The following is a 16,591-nucleotide window of genomic DNA, read 5'->3' as shown; positions in this document are numbered from 1 at the left end:
AAATGCTGACGTCAACCGACCGTCGGTTTGTCATAAAATTGCCCGACAACCTGCCCAATGACCGCTGGAGGAGCACAAGACATGGCCTATTGGCTGATGAAATCCGAGCCCGACGAACTCTCGATCAGAGGCCTGGAGCAGCTCGGCAGCGCGCGCTGGGACGGGGTTCGCAACTACCAGGCGCGCAATTTCCTGCGGACGATGGCGGTAGGCGATGAGTTCTTTTTCTATCACTCCAGCTGCCCGGAACCAGGGATTGCTGGCATCGGCAAGATTACTCGGGCGGCGTACCCCGATCCCACCGCACTCGAACCCGAGAGCCATTACTTCGACCCGAAAGCCACGCCAGAGAAAAATGCCTGGACTGCGATTGATGTGGCGCATGTCGAGACGTTTGCCCGGGTATTGAAGCTGGATTACCTGAAGCAGCAGAGCGCGCTGGCCGAGTTGCCGCTGGTGCAGAAGGGTTCGCGCTTGTCGGTGATGCCGGTGACGGCGGAGCAATGGGCGGCGGTGATTGCGCTTAAACCCTGATTCATTTGTCGCCTGCCAAAATGCAATCGCTGGCAAGCCAGCTCCCACAGGGATTTTCAGTGAACACATAATTTGTGACCAACCGAAAAACCTGTGGGAGCTGGCTTGCCAGCGATGGGGCCCACCCGGATAACGAATGTCTTACTGAATAATCAGGTTATTGAACAACAGGTCTTCCACCACCGGCTTGCCGGTCTCGTCATTCATCACTTGCTGGGTCTGTTTCAACGCTTCCTGACGCAGCTTCTCTTTACCTTCGATGCTGCCCATCGCCTCGGTGGTCTGCTGGGTGAACAGCGCCACCAGCTGGTTGCGAATCAGCGGCTCGTTGGCCTTGACCAGTTTGGTCGCCTCCTCGCCCGTCACGCGCAGCGCCACGTCGGCCTTGTAGACCTTCAGCTTCGGCGTGCCGTCCAGCCCGTAGTTACCGACGAACGGCGGGCTCAGGGTGATGTAGTTGACCTTCGGCGCTTCGCCTTCTTTGGCTTCTTCGGCCAGCGCTGCCACAGGCAGAGACAGGGCCAGCAACAACATGATCCACGCTTTCACAATTCGCTCCTTATCCGGTTTGCGGCCTAGCATAACGACCCGCCGCGCAAGCACAAGCTTATGCCTGACTATCAGGGCCGGGCATGCTCGTTGACCCGTTGACTGACACACCTACACTTATCGGCCATCACTCCCAAAGGAATAGCCCTGATGAAAGCCGTGCTGTGCAAAGCCTTCGGCCCTGCCGAATCGCTGGTGCTGGAAGACGTCGCCAGTCCTGTGGCGAAGAAGAACGAAATCCTGCTGGAGGTGCACGCCGCCGGGGTCAACTTCCCGGACACGCTGATCATCGAGGGCAAATACCAGTTCAAGCCGCCCTTCCCGTTTTCCCCAGGGGGTGAAGCGGCCGGCGTGGTCAGCGCCGTGGGCGAAAAGGTCAGCCACCTCAAGATTGGCGATCGGGTCATGGCCCTGACCGGCTGGGGCAGCTTTGCCGAACAGGTCGCGGTGCCGGGCTACAACGTCCTGCCGATCCCGCCGTCGATGGATTTCCACACCGCCGCCGCGTTCAGCATGACCTATGGCACTTCGATGCACGCGCTTAAACAGCGGGCCAACCTGCAAGCGGGTGAAACCCTGCTGGTGCTCGGTGCGTCCGGTGGCGTCGGCCTCGCGGCGGTGGAAATCGGCAAGGCCATGGGCGCCCGGGTCATCGCCGCCGCCAGCAGCGCGGAAAAGCTCGCGGTGGCCAAGGCGGCCGGTGCCGACGAACTGATCAACTACAGCGAAACCAGCCTCAAGGACGAAATCAAACGCCTGACCGACGGCCAGGGCGCCGACGTGATCTACGATCCGGTCGGCGGCGACCTGTTCGACCAGGCAATCCGCGCCATCGCCTGGAACGGCCGGCTGCTGGTGGTCGGTTTCGCCAGCGGGCGCATCCCGGAACTGCCGGTCAACCTCGCCCTGCTCAAAGGCGCCGCGGTGCTCGGCGTGTTTTGGGGCTCCTTCGCCCAGCGTCAGCCACAGGACAACGCCGCGAATTTCCAGCAACTGTTCGGCTGGTTCGCCGCGGGCAAGCTGAAACCACTGGTGTCACAGGTGTATCCGCTGAGCGAGGCGGCGCAAGCGATCAATGACCTCGGGCAACGCAAGGCGGTGGGCAAGGTTGTGGTGCAAGTGCGCTGAAGCCGCGCGTCGCTTCAACCGCCGGGCGATGACAATCCGTCGCCTGGCAACAGATGCTCCTGCACTTTCAGGCTGCGAGAGGGCATCAGCCGCCCCTTGTCGTCGAAGCGCAGGACGATCAGCCAGTCGAAGACCTCATCCGGCCATTTTTCCTGCCCCAGCAGCGCCGTGGCGTCGCCACCGAAGGCTTTGAGCAGTTTATTGATGTGGCCGTGGTGCCAGGCGATCAGCACCGTTTGCGCCTGATTGCTCTTGCGCAATTGCCTGACCAGTTGGTGCAGGTCGCCATTGTCGTAGGGCTGCTCGATCGCGAGGTTCAGACGCTGGGCCAGCGGGGTCAGGGTCAGGCGTGAACGCGAACTCTGCGGGGTGTCGCCGGCCGCGATCAAGCGCTGCGGCGTGAGTGTCTGGCCGTCGAGTTTCAGCGGATTGAAATAATCAACATAGGCAGCTGCACGCTGTTCGCCGCGGGCATTGAGTACCGCTCCCTCGGTCGGTTTTTCCGCATGGCGAATGATCAACACCGTCGTGTTGCGCAGGCCCGAATGGGCCGGATGATCGGTGGCGATCAATGTCAGCAACACAACGGCAAGCCCCGCCGCCACCAAAAACCTCGGCATCAACCTGCGAACCTTCAGTGGCATTTCCTGTCTCGGCTGATCGATTGGCTGAACGGGCCGCGAGTCTAAGTCACCCGATGTGCAAAAGTGGTGAAAACGCCCTGTTCTTACAGCTGAGCGACAGGTTCGTAAAAGAACGCGCGACTTCCAACATTTCCGCTGTTTTGCCGATGCGAACCGGTGCTATTTTCGGTAACGAAACTGTAACATTCGCATCCGCAGTCAAAACAAGAAATCTGGAGCTCTTGAATGTTTGCTTTCTTTCGACCTGCCGCACATCAGGCGCCCCTGCCTGAAGAAAAAATAGACAGTACTTACCGCCGCCTGCGCTGGCAGATCTTCGCCGGTATCTTCTTTGGGTACGCGGGTTACTACCTGCTGCGCAAAAACTTCTCGCTGGCCATGCCGTACCTGATCGACCAAGGCTACAGCCGTGGCGACCTGGGTCTGGCGATGTCGGCCATCGCCATTGCCTATGGCCTGTCCAAGTTCCTCATGGGCCTGGTCTCCGACCGTTCCAACCCGCGCTACTTCCTGCCGTTCGGCCTGCTGGTGTCGGCCGGGGTGATGTTCATTTTCGGTTTCGCGCCATGGGCCACGTCCAGCGTGACCATGATGTTCATCCTGCTGTTCATCAACGGCTGGGCCCAGGGCATGGGCTGGCCGCCGAGCGGACGCACCATGGTGCACTGGTGGTCGCAGAAGGAACGTGGCGGCGTGGTCTCGGTGTGGAACGTGGCGCATAACGTCGGCGGCGGCCTGATCGGTCCGCTGTTCCTGATCGGCATGGGCCTGTTCAACGACTGGCACGCGGCGTTCTACGTACCGGCAGCGGTGGCGCTGGGCGTGGCGGTGTTTGCCTTCATCACCATGCGTGACACCCCGCAATCGGTCGGCCTGCCGCCTATCGAAAAGTACAAGAACGACTATCCGGAAGGCTACGACGCCAGCCACGAAGACGAATTCAGCGCCAAGGAAATCTTCGTCAAATACGTGCTGCGCAACAAAATGCTCTGGTACATCGCCCTGGCCAACGTCTTCGTCTACCTGCTGCGCTACGGCGTACTGGACTGGGCGCCGACCTACCTCAAAGAAGCCAAGCACTTCGACGTCGACAAGACTTCCTGGGCTTACTTCTTCTACGAATGGGCGGGGATTCCGGGCACGCTGCTGTGCGGCTGGATGTCGGACAAGATCTTCCGTGGCAACCGTGGCCTGACCGGCATGGTGTTCATGGCGCTGGTGACCGTCGCAACGCTGGTGTACTGGCTGAACCCGGCCGGCAACCCGACCGTGGACATGATCGCACTGTTCTCGATCGGCTTCCTGATCTACGGCCCGGTGATGCTGATCGGTCTGCAGGCGCTGGAGCTGGCACCGAAGAAAGCCGCCGGTACCGCGGCGGGCTTCACCGGCCTCTTCGGTTACCTGGGTGGTTCGGTCGCGGCGAGCGCGGCGATGGGCTACACCGTTGACCATTTCGGCTGGGACGGTGGTTTCGTCCTGCTGGTAGGCGCGTGCCTGTTGTCGATGGCCTTCCTGGCGCCGACGTTATGGCACAAGCAAGTCGCCAGTCAGAGTCGCGAAGCGGCCGCCTGATCGGCTTTTGCCTGACAGCGCTTGAGCCGCGCCTCCAGATTGCGGTCTGGCATGGCGTGGCTGCGCAGGGCGTGAGCGGTCTGCTCGACATAATCGCGAGTGGTGCCGTAGCGCCCACAGGCACTTTCGAACACCTGGCTCAGCACATGATCCGGCAAGTTGCCGGCATAGCTGGGCAGGTGTCGCTCAAGAACAAACCCTAACGCCTGCACCTGACTGCCATCTTCGAGCCGGCAGTTGAGCCAGTGCGGGCGATAGGACGGAAACGGCATCTCGCGTTTCCACAGCGCGTAGAGCGCACTGTCGAGGTTCTCTTCCGGCAGCCGATAGGCGAAGCCGCTGCACGAACCGCCACGATCCAGACCAAACACCAGCCCGGGCATTTCCGGCGTGCCGCGATGCTCGTGCGACCACAGGTACAGTCCGCGATGGTAACCGTGGACTCGTCCGCGCATCCGTTCCACTGCCGTGCATTCCGGACGCCAGATCAGCGACCCATACGCGAACAGCCACACCGGCCCGCCCTTGTGGCGCGCCATGGTCGATTGCATCGAGACGAGCAATTGTTCGTGGGTCAGCTGCGGCCCCAGATCGAGCCGCGGAGGGTAAGCCAGATTCACAAAAGCAGATTCAATGGCTGTCATGACGGAAGTGTTCGGCCCCGCAAGTATTACAAGATGTAAGCACAATTCGCTGGATAGAACATATAGCAGTAACTGTAAAACGAAAAGTGCTAAGGGATGTATGACCCGTCAGATAACGCTAAAGCCGGATGTTCCGTTGCAGTTAACGGGTTTTATATAGCCTAATACTCCCAACAAAATATCTTAAATACCCGAATGAAATATGCATAAGCCTTGGCGCGTTCAGGTTCGGTTCAAGAAAACCCGGGAATTTTCCTACTAAAATATCGGACTTTCTTTCTTACCCGTCGCTGAACGCCTACGTATAACGGCTTTCCTCTGGCGCAAGCCATCCGTTTAACCAAGGCTGCATGATGAAAAAACCAAGGCTGTTGGCCGCATTGTTATTGCTTCAGACCGAACAGGCGCTGGCCGAGGATGACGCACAAAAGAACAAGGGTTTCTGGTACGCCCAGACCAGTGTCTACACCCGACATTACTCGCCCGACCCTGAACACAATAATCACCAGGACTTGATCGGCATCGAACGTCATCAGGCGTCCGGCTGGGTGTTTGGCGGGGCCACCTTTCGCAACTCGTTCCGCCAGCGTTCAAACTATGCCTATGTCGGCAAACGCTATGACAGCAGTGAGTATCCGCTGTATCTGAAAGTTACCGGTGGGCTGTTGCAGGGCTATCGCGGTGATTATCGGAACAAGATTCCGTTGAATCGCTACGGCGTTGCGCCGGTGATCATCCCCTCCATTGGCACTCACTACGGCCCAGTGGCGGCCGAGCTGGTGTTGCTCGGCGCCAATGCGGCAATGGTGACTAGCGGGGTGCGTTTCTAGCGCTGCAGTTCAAGAACGTGGCTCAAGAGCGCGGCTCAAGAGCGCGGAGCATAAGCAAAAACGTCAGCGCGCATCTGGTGCGCATCCATCCCGGCTTCCACCAGCGCATCCAGCGTGCCGTAGACCATCGCCGGCGAGCCGCTGGCGTAAACATGCAGCGGCTTCAGATCGGCGAAATCTTCACACACCGCCTGGTGCAACATGCCGCAACGCCCTTCCCAGCCGCACTGGTCACTGACCACTTTGTGCAGGAACAGGTTGGGCAGCTTCTGCCACTCGTCCCAATGCTCGATGGCGTAGAAGTCTTCCGGACGCCGCACGCCCCAGTACAGATGCACCGGGTGTTTGAAGCCGTTGGCGCGGCAGTGTTCGATCAGGCTGTGTATCTGGCCCATGCCGGTGCCCGCAGCGATCAGCACCAGCGGACCGTCAGGCAATTCAGCGAGATGGGTGTCGCCGAACGGCAGTTCGACGCGTACCAGCGGGTTGCGCTGCAGCTGTTCGATCAGGCTCAGCGCGCTGGCTTCGCGGGCCAGCACGTGGATTTCCAGATCACGCCCGCCGTGGGGCGCCGAGGCCATCGAGAATGCCGACTTCTCGCCGCTCTCACGCTCGATCATCAGGTACTGCCCGGCGTGATAGCGCGGCGGTTTGCCCGCCGGCGCGCGCAGGCGCACGCGCCAGGTGTCGCCGCCGACGTCCCGGCACTCAATGACCTGACACGCCAGGCTGCGCACCGGGAGTTCTCCCAACGCGAGCACGCCATCCCACAGCAGCACACAGTCTTCCAGTGGCTCGGCGATGCAGGTGTAGAACTCACCGTGATCATGGACTTTGCCGGCCTGCTCGACGCGGCCTTCTACCAGCAGCGCCGCACACACATGGCAATTGCCGTTGCGGCAGCTCTGCGGGCAGTCGTAGCCCAGGCGCCGCGCACCATCGAGAATCCGCTCACCGGGCTGTATCTCAAGCACCGCTCCGGAGGGCTGCAGGGTTACACGCATCAATCTATTCCTAACTGATTCCAGATGGCATCGATCCGCTGGGTGACGGCGTCGTCCTTGACGATCACACGGCCCCACTCACGAGTGGTTTCGCCCGGCCACTTGTGGGTGGCATCCAGGCCCATTTTCGACCCCAGACCGGAGACCGGCGAGGCGAAGTCGAGGTAGTCGATCGGCGTGCTATCGATCATCACCGTGTCGCGCTTGGGATCCATGCGCGTGGTGATGGCCCAGATCACGTCGTTCCAGTCGCGGGCGTTGATATCGTCGTCAGTGACGATAACGAACTTGGTGTACATGAACTGTCGCAAAAACGACCAGACACCGAGCATCACGCGCTTGGCATGCCCCGGATACGACTTCTTCATCGTCACCACGGCCATGCGGTATGAGCAGCCTTCCGGCGGCAGGTAGAAGTCGGTGATCTCCGGGAACTGCTTCTGCAGGATCGGCACAAACACTTCGTTCAGCGCCACGCCGAGAATCGCCGGCTCATCCGGCGGCCGACCGGTGTAGGTGCTGTGATAAATCGGCTTGATCCGGTGGGTGATGCGCTCGACGGTGAACACCGGGAAACTGTCCACTTCGTTGTAATAACCGGTGTGGTCTCCATACGGACCTTCGTCGGCCATTTCCCCCGGATGGATCACGCCTTCAAGGATGATCTCGGCGGTGGCCGGCACTTGCAGGTCGTTGCCACGGCACTTGACCAGTTCGGTGCGGTTACCACGCAGCAGACCGGCAAAAGCGTATTCGGAGAGGCTGTCCGGCACGGGCGTCACCGCGCCGAGGATGGTCGCCGGGTCAGCGCCCAGCGCCACCGAAACCGGGAACGGCTGGCCCGGATGCTTCTCGCACCACTCGCGGAAATCCAGCGCGCCACCCCGGTGGCTGAGCCAGCGCATGATCACCTTGTTACGGCCGATCACTTGCTGACGGTAGATGCCGAGGTTCTGCCGGTCCTTGTTCGGACCTTTGGTGACCGTCAGGCCCCAGGTGATCAGCGGGCCGACATCGCCAGGCCAGCAGGTCTGCACCGGCAGCATTGCCAGATCGACGTCGTCGCCTTCGATGACCACTTCCTGGCACACCGCGTCCTTGACCACTTTCGGCGCCATCGAGATGATCTTGCGGAAGATCGGCAGCTTCGACCACGCGTCCTTCAAGCCCTTCGGCGGCTCCGGCTCCTTGAGAAAGGCGAGCAGCTTGCCGATCTCGCGCAGTTCGCTGACCGACTCGGCGCCCATGCCCATGGCCACCCGCTCGGGAGTGCCGAACAGGTTGCCGAGCACCGGAATGTCATGCCCGGTCGGCTTTTCGAACAGCAGCGCCGGGCCCTTGGCCCGCAGTGTGCGGTCGCACACCTCGGTCATCTCCAGCACCGGCGAGACGGGAATCTGGATGCGTTTCAACTCTCCGCGCTGCTCAAGCTGCTGCACGAAATCCCGAAGATCCTTGAATTTCATTGACGATGGCACCCTCAAAATAGGCGTACATCCTACCTGCTAAGCCGGCCTGTGGCAGCCTGTCGCTGCTTACTTGGCTGCATTGGTCTGCGCTTTTCCATGGTTTTCCCGAGCCTGCAGGCCGATAAACAGCGGCTCGAGGATCGGCGCGACGAAGCGCGCACCGACTTCGGACAGGTGATTGTCATCGGTATACAGCGAGTAACCGCCGAGTTCCGCGTGGCACAGGCCTTTGTCGTCACACAGCCGCGGCGCCGGATCGACCACGCGCACCGCCGGATCATCCTGCGCCAGTTGCGCGAACAACTGACTGATGAACACCTGGCGTTTATGGTGCGCCTCGACGTCCAGGCCGACGTCATCCACCGGACGACCGAGCATCGCCAGCCGCGTCAGGCGGTACGGCGGGCTGAAGGCTTGCAGCGGCGCCTCTTTCACCAGCCACACGCGATGACCGCCAGCACGCAATTGCGCCACCCGCGCCCGCAGGCCTTCGGCCAGGCGTCGTTCGGCGTCGGCGCGATCATAGCGGCCATCGGGTGTTCTCAGTACGTGGCCAAGATCGCCTTTGGCATCGCCATACAGGTACAGGCTCCAACGCGCGACCAGTACCACATCGCTGACCGTTTGCGACTTCAGACCCTGCTCGACCCGCTTGTTGAAGCGTGCACAGACACCGTCATGCTCCAGCCCATCGACCGGGATGCAGCCGGGGGAACTGGCGAGGATCACGCTGACACCATGAGCCTTGGCGCCGTCATCGAACACCGGAATCAGCGCGGTGGCGTGACTGTCGCCCCAAACCAGCGCCCGCGTGGGCAGATCCGTTACGCCGTAATGGCAGAACAGCTTGTCGTCCGGGGTCTTGTCGTCCGCCAGACAGGCCATCAGCTCCGGCCGCCACTCGCGGCCCTTGGCGTATTGCAGCGCCTGCTCGGACAGGCGCCATGGCAGGCCATCAGTCCAGCGCAGGGATTGCCCGGCCAGCCCGAGCAGCAGAATCCCGCAGAAACCGGCCAGCAGAATCTGCCGGCGCCCCGCGAGCAAGCGCCGCTCACGGAACGGGGTTTCGACGAATTTCCACGACAGGTAGCCAAGCACCAGGGTCAGCAGGATCAACCCGGCGGTGTCGAGCGCGCCCGGCTCATCGACACTGGCGTAGCTGGAAAACACGAACACCGGCCAGTGCCACAGGTACCAGGAATAGGAAATCAGCCCGAGGCCGACCATCACCCGACTGCTCAACAATTGACCGATCAGCGTCTGGCGATGACCGTTGGCCAGGATCAGCAGCACCACGCCCAGCACCGGCAGCAATGCGGTAGCTCCCGGGAACGGTGTCGACTTGTCGTAGACGAACACCGCCAGCAGGATCAGCCCCATGCCCAACAGGCTCAAGGCTTCGGCGGCCTGCTGCTTCAAACGCCAGGCGTGCTTCGGTGCAATCGCCAGCATCGCCCCGGCCAGCAACTCCCAGGCGCGCATCGGCAGCAGAAAGAAGGCTTTTTCCGGGTGATGATTGATCGCCCACACACTCAGGCCGAACGACACCAGCAGCACGCCGAACAGCGCCAGTCGCCAATGCTTCAAGCGGCTCGAGAGCAGCGTCAGCAGCAGCGGGAAGACGATGTAGAACTGTTCTTCCACCGCCAGCGACCAGGTGTGCAGCAATGGTTTCAAGTCAGAGGCGACATCAAAGTAACCGTCCTGACGCATGAACAGGAGGTTCGAAACGAACGTCACCTGATAGCGCACCGAGCGCCCCAGCTCTTCGTAGTCCTTGGGTGCCAGCAGGAACCAGCCCACCGCCAGCACCGTGATGATCATCGCAAACAGCGCCGGCAGAATCCGCCGCGCGCGCCGTGCCCAGAACTCGACGAAGCTGAAACGCCCCGCCTGACGCTGGTTCCAGATGATCGAGGTGATGAGGTAGCCGGAAATCACGAAGAACACGTCCACGCCGACAAAACCGCCGGTAAACCCCGGGACGCCGAAATGGAACAGCACCACGGCGATCACTGCGACTGCGCGCAGGCCGTCGATATCCCTTCGATAAGCGAGAGTGCTCATAAATCTTTAAATGCCAATCAGATGGTTATTTTTTGAACAGCCCGAGCCTGAGTCAGAAAGCTCGTGAGGCCGATGGTCGTCATGCTCGATCACTGACCTTACCAGATCAGAAACCTCCCATTGCCGGGACAAATTTCATGCAAAAAAAAGGCGCCCCCAAAGGGACGCCCTTTTTATCGGTTCAACCGGCGATGTTACTTGCGCTTCATCGACAGGAAGAACTCGTCGTTGGTCTTGGTCGTTTTCAGCTTGTCGACCAGGAACTCGATGGCCGCGACTTCGTCCATCGGGTGCAGCAGCTTGCGCAGAATCCACATGCGCTGCAGTTCGTCGTCGGCGGTCAGCAACTCTTCGCGGCGGGTGCCGGAGCGGTTGATGTTGATCGCAGGGAACACGCGCTTTTCCGCAATCTTGCGGTCCAGCGGCAGTTCCATGTTGCCGGTACCCTTGAACTCTTCGTAGATCACTTCATCCATCTTCGAGCCGGTTTCAACCAGCGCGGTGGCGATAATGGTCAGCGAGCCGCCTTCTTCGATGTTGCGCGCAGCACCGAAGAAACGCTTCGGTTTCTCCAGGGCGTGAGCATCGACACCACCGGTCAGGACCTTGCCGGAGCTCGGAATCACGGTGTTGTAGGCACGGGCCAGACGGGTGATGGAGTCGAGCAGAATCACCACGTCCTTCTTGTGTTCGACCAGGCGCTTGGCCTTCTCGATCACCATTTCGGCAACCTGCACGTGACGGGTCGGCGGCTCGTCGAAGGTCGACGCAACCACTTCACCGCGCACGGTGCGCTGCATTTCGGTCACTTCTTCCGGACGTTCGTCGATCAACAGCACAATCAGGTGAACTTCAGGGTTGTTACGCGCGATGTTCGCCGCGATGTTCTGCAGCATGATCGTCTTACCGGCTTTTGGCGGTGCAACGATCAGACCACGCTGGCCTTTGCCGATCGGCGCGCACAGGTCGATCACCCGACCGGTCAGGTCTTCGGTGGAACCGTTACCGGCTTCCATCTTCATGCGCACGGTCGGGAACAGCGGGGTCAGGTTCTCGAAGAGAATCTTGTTCTTCGCGTTCTCCGGACGATCGAAGTTGATCGTGTCGACCTTGAGCAGAGCGAAGTAACGCTCGCCTTCCTTCGGAGGGCGGATCTTGCCAACGATGGTGTCACCGGTGCGCAAGTTGAAACGACGGATCTGGCTCGGCGAGACGTAGATATCGTCCGGGCCGGCGAGGTAGGAAGCGTCAGCGGAGCGCAGGAAGCCGAAGCCGTCCTGGAGAATCTCCAGCACGCCATCACCGGAGATTTCCTCGCCGCTTTTCGCGTGCTTTTTCAGCAGGGAGAAAATCACGTCCTGCTTGCGCGAACGGGCCATATTTTCTATGCCCATCTGTTCGGCCAATTCGAGCAGTTCGGTAATCGGCTTTTGCTTGAGTTCAGTCAGATTCATATAGGAATGACGTAATCATTTATGGAGGGGGGAAATTAAGCTTTTGGCTTAATGAGGCCGCGCCGCGGAGAAGGCGACAGGATCGCGAACTTGTTCGAAAAGGAGTGCGTCGGCGACGGCTTGCAGGGGGCAGTGGAGAAACCAGTGCGGGGCCGAATGTACCACCTGGATTTCGGAGCGTCTAGCCCTGAATACGTAAAAAGCCCCGCAATTTGCGGGGCTTTTTTCAGCACACTTTACAGCGACGCTTACATGTTGGCGTCGAGGAAAGCAGCCAGTTGCGATTTCGACAGAGCGCCGACCTTGGTCGCTTCAACGTTGCCGTTCTTGAACAGCATCAGGGTCGGGATACCACGCACGCCGAACTTGGCCGGGGTTTCCTGGTTCTCGTCGATGTTCAGCTTGGCAACGGTCAGCTTGCCTTCGTAGGTCGATGCAATCTCATCCAGAACCGGAGCGATCATCTTGCAAGGGCCGCACCATTCAGCCCAGTAGTCGACCAGGACAGCGCCTTCGGCCTTGAGTACGTCAACTTCGAAGCTAGCGTCGCTAACGTGTTTGATCAGATCGCTGCTCATGGAATTCTCCAGGTTGTAAGCAAAAAAGCGTGGCCCATCATAGCCGCCCTTCCCCTGTTCAGGAAGCCGTAGATGATTGAGTCTTGCTATGGCGTTCCATGAATCTGGATATGGCTCAAGTCACGCGCCGGCGGGGGCGATGAAGGCGATTCCGGTACGCAGGGCGGCATTGCGCACGTGCTCCTGCATGGCTTTCTGCGCGGCAGCGGATGCGCGGCGGGCCAGGGCGCGGAGGATCTTGCGGTGTTCCTGCCAGGTTTCCATCGCCCGTTCGGCGCGGATGAACGGTAGTTTCTGGCTCTCCAGAAACATCTCGGCGCTGTGGGCAAGGATGCTCAACATCGCCTGATTGCCGCTGGCCAGCAGGATGCGTCGATGGAATTCGAAGTCGAGTGTCGCTGCGGCCTCGAAGTCGCCGGCCTTCAATTGCTCACGCATCGCCGCGACGTTGTCCTCCAGCGCATCCAGGTCGAAAGTGCTCAAGGTCACCGCCGCCAGCCCGGCGGCAAACCCTTCCAGCGCATAGCGCAACTGGAAAATGTCCAGCGGCGAGGCCTGCGCCGCAAACGGCCAGCCCGGCGCATGTTCACCCTGCGCAATTTCCACCGGCGCCTGGACGAACACGCCTTTGCCCGGCTGGATACTGACCACGCCCAGGGCGCTGAGCGACGACAGCGCCTCACGCAACGACGCCCGGCTGACCCCCAGTTGCACCGCCAGATCCCGTTGCGAAGGCAACGCATCGCCCGCGCCGAAACCCTGCTCGGTGATCAGTTTGCGGATCGCTTGCAGCGCCACTTCGGGTACCGCGCGGGAGATCGAGTTCATGGTTTTTCAGACGTGCCAGGCCAAGGTGCGGCTAGTTGTAAAGCTATTCGCCGGATCCGGCAAGTCGTGCCCCAGCGGGGTTCGGCGCACTGGCGTAATGCGCTATCAGGGTGCGAAAAACATCCTGACTGTTCAGACCAGTAAGACCGAAGCAACACGCAGAATCCGCGGCCTGCGCGACATTCCGCGTCGTGTTGGCATGCCCCGTGCTGTGTCCGATCGCAGAAATCACTTCCCGCCGATCCGGAGATTTGCCATGACCCTGCGTTACCGAGCCCTCCTCGCCGCGCTGTTTTCCAGCCTGTTGCTCAGTCAGATCCCCGCTCACGCCGACGCGCTGGATGACGTGGTCAAACGCGGCACGCTGAAAGTCGCCGTGCCTCAGGATTTCCCGCCGTTCGGTTCGGTCGGCCCGGACATGAAGCCCCGCGGCCTGGACATCGACACGGCGAAACTGCTGGCCGAGCAACTCAAGGTCAAACTCGAACTGACCCCGGTCAACAGCACCAACCGCATCCCGTTCCTGACCACCGGCAAGGTCGACCTGGTGATTTCCAGCCTCGGCAAGAATCCGGAGCGCGAGAAAGTCATCGACTTCTCGCATGCCTACGCACCCTTCTACCTCGCGGTGTTTGGCCCGCCTGACGCCGCCATCACTGCGCTTGACGACCTCAAGGGCAAAACCATCAGCGTCACCCGTGGCGCCATCGAAGACATCGAGCTGACCAAAGTCGCCCCCGAAGGCGTGACCATCAAGCGCTTCGAAGACAACAACTCGACCATCGCCGCCTACCTCGCCGGTCAGGTCGACCTGATCGCCAGCGGCAACGTGGTGATGGTGGCGATCAGCGAGAAGAACCCGAAACGCGTGCCGGCGCTGAAAGTGAAGCTCAAGGATTCGCCGGTCTACGTCGGCGTGAACAAGAACGAGCCGGCGCTGCTGGGCAAGGTCAACGAGATCCTCGCCACCGCCAAGGCTGACGGCGCGCTGGAAAAGAACTCGCAGACCTGGCTCAAAGAGCCGCTGCCGGCCGACCTCTGATCGGTCGCGCGGGAGACAATCGATGGCTTATCAGTTCGATTTCATGCCGGTGGTGCAAAACACCGACCTGTTGCTGCGCGGCGCACTGTTCACCCTGGAGCTGACGGCCATTGGCGCGGTGCTCGGGGTCGGCGTGGGCATCGTCGGTGCGCTGGTGCGGGCGTGGAACATCCGCCCGTTCTCGGCCATTTTCGGCGTCTACGTCGAGTTGATCCGCAACACGCCATTTCTGGTGCAACTGTTCTTCATCTTCTTCGGCCTGCCCTCGCTCGGGCTGCAGATTTCCGAATGGCAGGCGGCGGTGCTGGCGATGGTGATCAACCTCGGTGCGTATTCGACCGAGATCATCCGTGCCGGCATCCAGGCGATCCCCCGTGGGCAACTGGAAGCCGCCGCTGCGCTGGCGATGAGTCGCTTCGAAGCGTTCCGCCATGTGGTGCTGCTGCCGGCGCTGGGCAAGGTCTGGCCGGCTCTGAGCAGCCAGATCATCATCGTCATGCTCGGCTCGGCGGTGTGCTCGCAGATCGCTACCGAAGAGCTGAGCTTCGCCGCCAACTTCATTCAGTCGCGCAATTTCCGCGCTTTTGAAACCTACGCGCTGACCACGCTGATCTACCTGTGCATGGCGCTGCTGATCCGCCAATTGCTCAACTGGATCGGCCGCCGCTATATCGCGAGGAGCAGCCGATGAGCGATTTCACTTTCTGGGACATCCTGCGCAACCTGCTCACCGGGCTGCAGTGGACGCTGGCGTTGTCGCTGGTGGCCTTTATTGGCGGCGGGATTGTCGGGCTGCTGATTCTGGTGATGCGCATCTCGAAAAACCCGTTGCCGAGCAATATTGCCCGCACCTGGATCGAGCTGTTTCAGGGCACACCGCTACTGATGCAGCTGTTTCTGGTGTTCTTCGGCGTGGCGCTGGCCGGGATCGAAATCTCGCCGTGGATGGCGGCGGCGATTGCCCTGACGCTGTTCACCAGCGCCTACCTGGCGGAGATCTGGCGCGGTTGCGTCGAAGCGATCCCCAATGGCCAGTGGGAAGCCTCCTCGAGCCTGGCGCTGAATCCGCTGGAGCAACTGCGCTACGTGATCCTGCCGCAAGCCTTGCGCATTGCCGTGGCGCCGACCGTGGGCTTCTCGGTGCAAGTGGTCAAGGGCACGGCAGTGACGTCGATCATCGGCTTCACCGAACTGACCAAGACCGGCGGCATGCTCGCCAACGCCACCTTCGAACCGTTCATGGTCTACGGCCTCGTCGCCCTCGGCTACTTCCTGCTTTGCTACCCCTTGTCGCTCAGTGCGCGCTACCTGGAAAGGAAACTGCATGCCTCTGCTTAGAATTTCCGCCCTGCATAAATACTACGGCGACCATCATGTGCTCAAAGGCATCGACCTGAGCGTCGAGGAAGGCCAGGTGGTGGCGATCATCGGCCGCAGCGGCTCGGGCAAATCGACCCTGCTGCGCACCCTCAACGGTCTGGAGTCGATCAACGACGGGGTGATCGAAGTCGACGGTGAATACCTCGACGCCGCGCGCGCCGATCTGCGCAGCCTGCGGCAGAAAGTCGGCATGGTGTTCCAGCAGTTCAACCTGTTCCCGCACTTGACGGTGGGCGAGAACGTGATGCTCGCCCCGCAAGTGGTGCAGAAAGTGCCCAAGGCCAAAGCTGCCGAACTGGCACGCGAGATGCTCGAACGCGTTGGTCTTGGGGAAAAATTCGATGCGTTTCCGGATCGCCTCTCCGGCGGTCAGCAGCAACGCGTGGCGATTGCCCGGGCTCTGGCGATGTCGCCGAAAGTGCTGCTGTGCGACGAAATCACCTCGGCGCTGGACCCCGAACTGGTCAATGAAGTGCTGGCGGTGGTGCGACAACTGGCAAAGGAAGGCATGACCCTGATAATGGTCACTCACGAAATGCGCTTCGCCCGGGAAGTCGGCGACAAACTGGTGTTCATGCACCATGGCAAGGTCCATGAGGTGGGGGATCCGCGAGTGTTGTTCGCCAATCCGCAGACGGCGGAGCTGGCGAATTTCATTGGGACAGTTGAAGCGACGGTCTGAAGGTTATTCATTGACTGCTACGGCCTCTTCGCGGGCAAGCCCGCTCCCACAGGGTTCTGTGTTGAAACCGAATGGCGTGTTCGACACGAAAACCTGTGGGAGCGGGCTTGCTCGCGAATGGCCGCGCCGCGGTCTCAGGCTTTTATGCGCAGGATCAACGGTTTGAACCCTGCGCGTTGGCGT

At 60.8% G+C, this 16,591-nt stretch carries 17 protein-coding genes; 8 read left to right on the top strand and 9 right to left on the bottom strand.

What is annotated here, in order from left to right; all coding sequences use genetic code 11:
• Positions 1–81 precede the first annotated feature (81 nt).
• The gene (locus tag ACXR0M_RS02045) at positions 82–534 is read left to right on the top strand and encodes an EVE domain-containing protein (RefSeq protein ID WP_458829452.1); all 453 of its coding nucleotides are present in this window, start codon (positions 82–84) and stop codon (positions 532–534) included.
• A gap of 141 nt (positions 535–675) precedes the next feature.
• Here ACXR0M_RS02045 and ACXR0M_RS02040 read toward each other — a convergent pair whose 3' ends face one another.
• A complete protein-coding gene (locus ACXR0M_RS02040; protein ID WP_027610485.1) occupies positions 676–1,083 on the bottom strand; it encodes a flagellar basal body-associated protein FliL in 408 nt (135 codons plus the stop codon).
• Between the two features lie 150 nt (positions 1,084–1,233).
• On the opposite strand from ACXR0M_RS02040, the gene ACXR0M_RS02035 reads away from it, so the two are divergent.
• The gene (locus ACXR0M_RS02035) at positions 1,234–2,211 is read left to right on the top strand and encodes an NADPH:quinone oxidoreductase family protein (RefSeq protein ID WP_458829450.1); all 978 of its coding nucleotides are present in this window, start codon (positions 1,234–1,236) and stop codon (positions 2,209–2,211) included.
• A gap of 14 nt (positions 2,212–2,225) precedes the next feature.
• On the opposite strand, the gene ACXR0M_RS02030 is transcribed toward ACXR0M_RS02035, so the two are convergent.
• On the bottom strand, positions 2,226–2,855 hold the full coding sequence (locus ACXR0M_RS02030; protein WP_458829448.1) for a flagellar basal body-associated protein FliL: 630 nt from the start codon (positions 2,853–2,855) through the stop codon (positions 2,226–2,228).
• Between the two features lie 225 nt (positions 2,856–3,080).
• On the opposite strand from ACXR0M_RS02030, the gene glpT reads away from it, so the two are divergent.
• Positions 3,081–4,430, top strand: a complete 1,350-nt coding sequence (gene glpT / locus ACXR0M_RS02025) for a glycerol-3-phosphate transporter (RefSeq protein WP_458829446.1) — start codon at positions 3,081–3,083, stop codon at positions 4,428–4,430.
• On the opposite strand, the gene ACXR0M_RS02020 is transcribed toward glpT, so the two are convergent.
• Positions 4,406–5,074, bottom strand: a complete 669-nt coding sequence (locus tag ACXR0M_RS02020) for a gamma-glutamylcyclotransferase (protein WP_458829445.1) — start codon at positions 5,072–5,074, stop codon at positions 4,406–4,408. The genes glpT and ACXR0M_RS02020 overlap by 25 nt on opposite strands.
• 353 nt (positions 5,075–5,427) lie before the next feature.
• On the opposite strand from ACXR0M_RS02020, the gene ACXR0M_RS02015 reads away from it, so the two are divergent.
• Positions 5,428–5,904 (top strand): sn-glycerol-3-phosphate transporter, encoded by a 477-nt coding sequence (locus ACXR0M_RS02015; protein WP_458829443.1) that lies wholly within the window; start codon positions 5,428–5,430, stop codon positions 5,902–5,904.
• A 35-nt stretch (positions 5,905–5,939) separates the two neighbouring features.
• Here ACXR0M_RS02015 and ACXR0M_RS02010 read toward each other — a convergent pair whose 3' ends face one another.
• From ACXR0M_RS02010 to ACXR0M_RS01985, 6 genes are all read right to left on the bottom strand, one after another.
• Entirely contained in the window at positions 5,940–6,908 is a 969-nt protein-coding gene (locus ACXR0M_RS02010) for a CDP-6-deoxy-delta-3,4-glucoseen reductase (protein ID WP_458829441.1), read from the bottom strand.
• Complete coding sequence (gene ubiD / locus ACXR0M_RS02005; RefSeq protein WP_458829439.1) at positions 6,908–8,374, bottom strand: 4-hydroxy-3-polyprenylbenzoate decarboxylase; 1,467 nt, start codon at positions 8,372–8,374, stop codon at positions 6,908–6,910. Before ubiD ends, ACXR0M_RS02010 begins: the two co-directional genes overlap by 1 nt.
• Before the next feature lie 69 nt (positions 8,375–8,443).
• Positions 8,444–10,444 carry an acyltransferase family protein gene (locus ACXR0M_RS02000; RefSeq protein WP_458829437.1) on the bottom strand — a complete coding sequence of 667 codons (2,001 nt, stop codon included), beginning with the start codon at positions 10,442–10,444 and terminating at the stop codon, positions 8,444–8,446.
• 194 nt (positions 10,445–10,638) lie between these two features.
• Entirely contained in the window at positions 10,639–11,898 is a 1,260-nt protein-coding gene (rho, locus tag ACXR0M_RS01995) for a transcription termination factor Rho (RefSeq protein ID WP_003229334.1), read from the bottom strand.
• A gap of 248 nt (positions 11,899–12,146) precedes the next feature.
• Positions 12,147–12,476, bottom strand: a complete 330-nt coding sequence (gene trxA, locus ACXR0M_RS01990) for a thioredoxin TrxA (protein WP_458829434.1) — start codon at positions 12,474–12,476, stop codon at positions 12,147–12,149.
• 120 nt (positions 12,477–12,596) lie between these two features.
• The gene (locus ACXR0M_RS01985; protein WP_458829432.1) at positions 12,597–13,304 is read right to left on the bottom strand and encodes a FadR/GntR family transcriptional regulator; all 708 of its coding nucleotides are present in this window, start codon (positions 13,302–13,304) and stop codon (positions 12,597–12,599) included.
• Between the two features lie 256 nt (positions 13,305–13,560).
• Between ACXR0M_RS01985 and ACXR0M_RS01980 the strand changes: the two genes are divergently transcribed.
• From ACXR0M_RS01980 to ACXR0M_RS01965, 4 genes are read left to right on the top strand one after another with little or no spacing between them, the layout of a single operon-like run.
• Positions 13,561–14,346 (top strand): transporter substrate-binding domain-containing protein, encoded by a 786-nt coding sequence (locus ACXR0M_RS01980; RefSeq protein ID WP_458829431.1) that lies wholly within the window; start codon positions 13,561–13,563, stop codon positions 14,344–14,346.
• A 22-nt stretch (positions 14,347–14,368) separates the two neighbouring features.
• Complete coding sequence (locus ACXR0M_RS01975) at positions 14,369–15,037, top strand: amino acid ABC transporter permease (RefSeq protein ID WP_458829429.1); 669 nt, start codon at positions 14,369–14,371, stop codon at positions 15,035–15,037.
• Entirely contained in the window at positions 15,034–15,684 is a 651-nt protein-coding gene (locus ACXR0M_RS01970) for an amino acid ABC transporter permease (RefSeq protein WP_458829427.1), read from the top strand. Before ACXR0M_RS01975 ends, ACXR0M_RS01970 begins: the two co-directional genes overlap by 4 nt.
• Positions 15,671–16,408: an amino acid ABC transporter ATP-binding protein gene (locus ACXR0M_RS01965; RefSeq protein WP_458829425.1), complete on the top strand. Its 738-nt coding sequence runs from the start codon at positions 15,671–15,673 to the stop codon at positions 16,406–16,408. The genes ACXR0M_RS01970 and ACXR0M_RS01965 overlap by 14 nt, the downstream gene beginning before the upstream one ends.
• The last annotated feature ends 183 nt before the right edge of the window (positions 16,409–16,591 follow it).

Source organism: Pseudomonas sp. Eth.TT006, assembly GCF_054456575.1.
The sequence above is the reverse complement of the archived record's forward strand: the minus strand, read 5'-3'. Positions and strand labels throughout refer to the sequence as shown.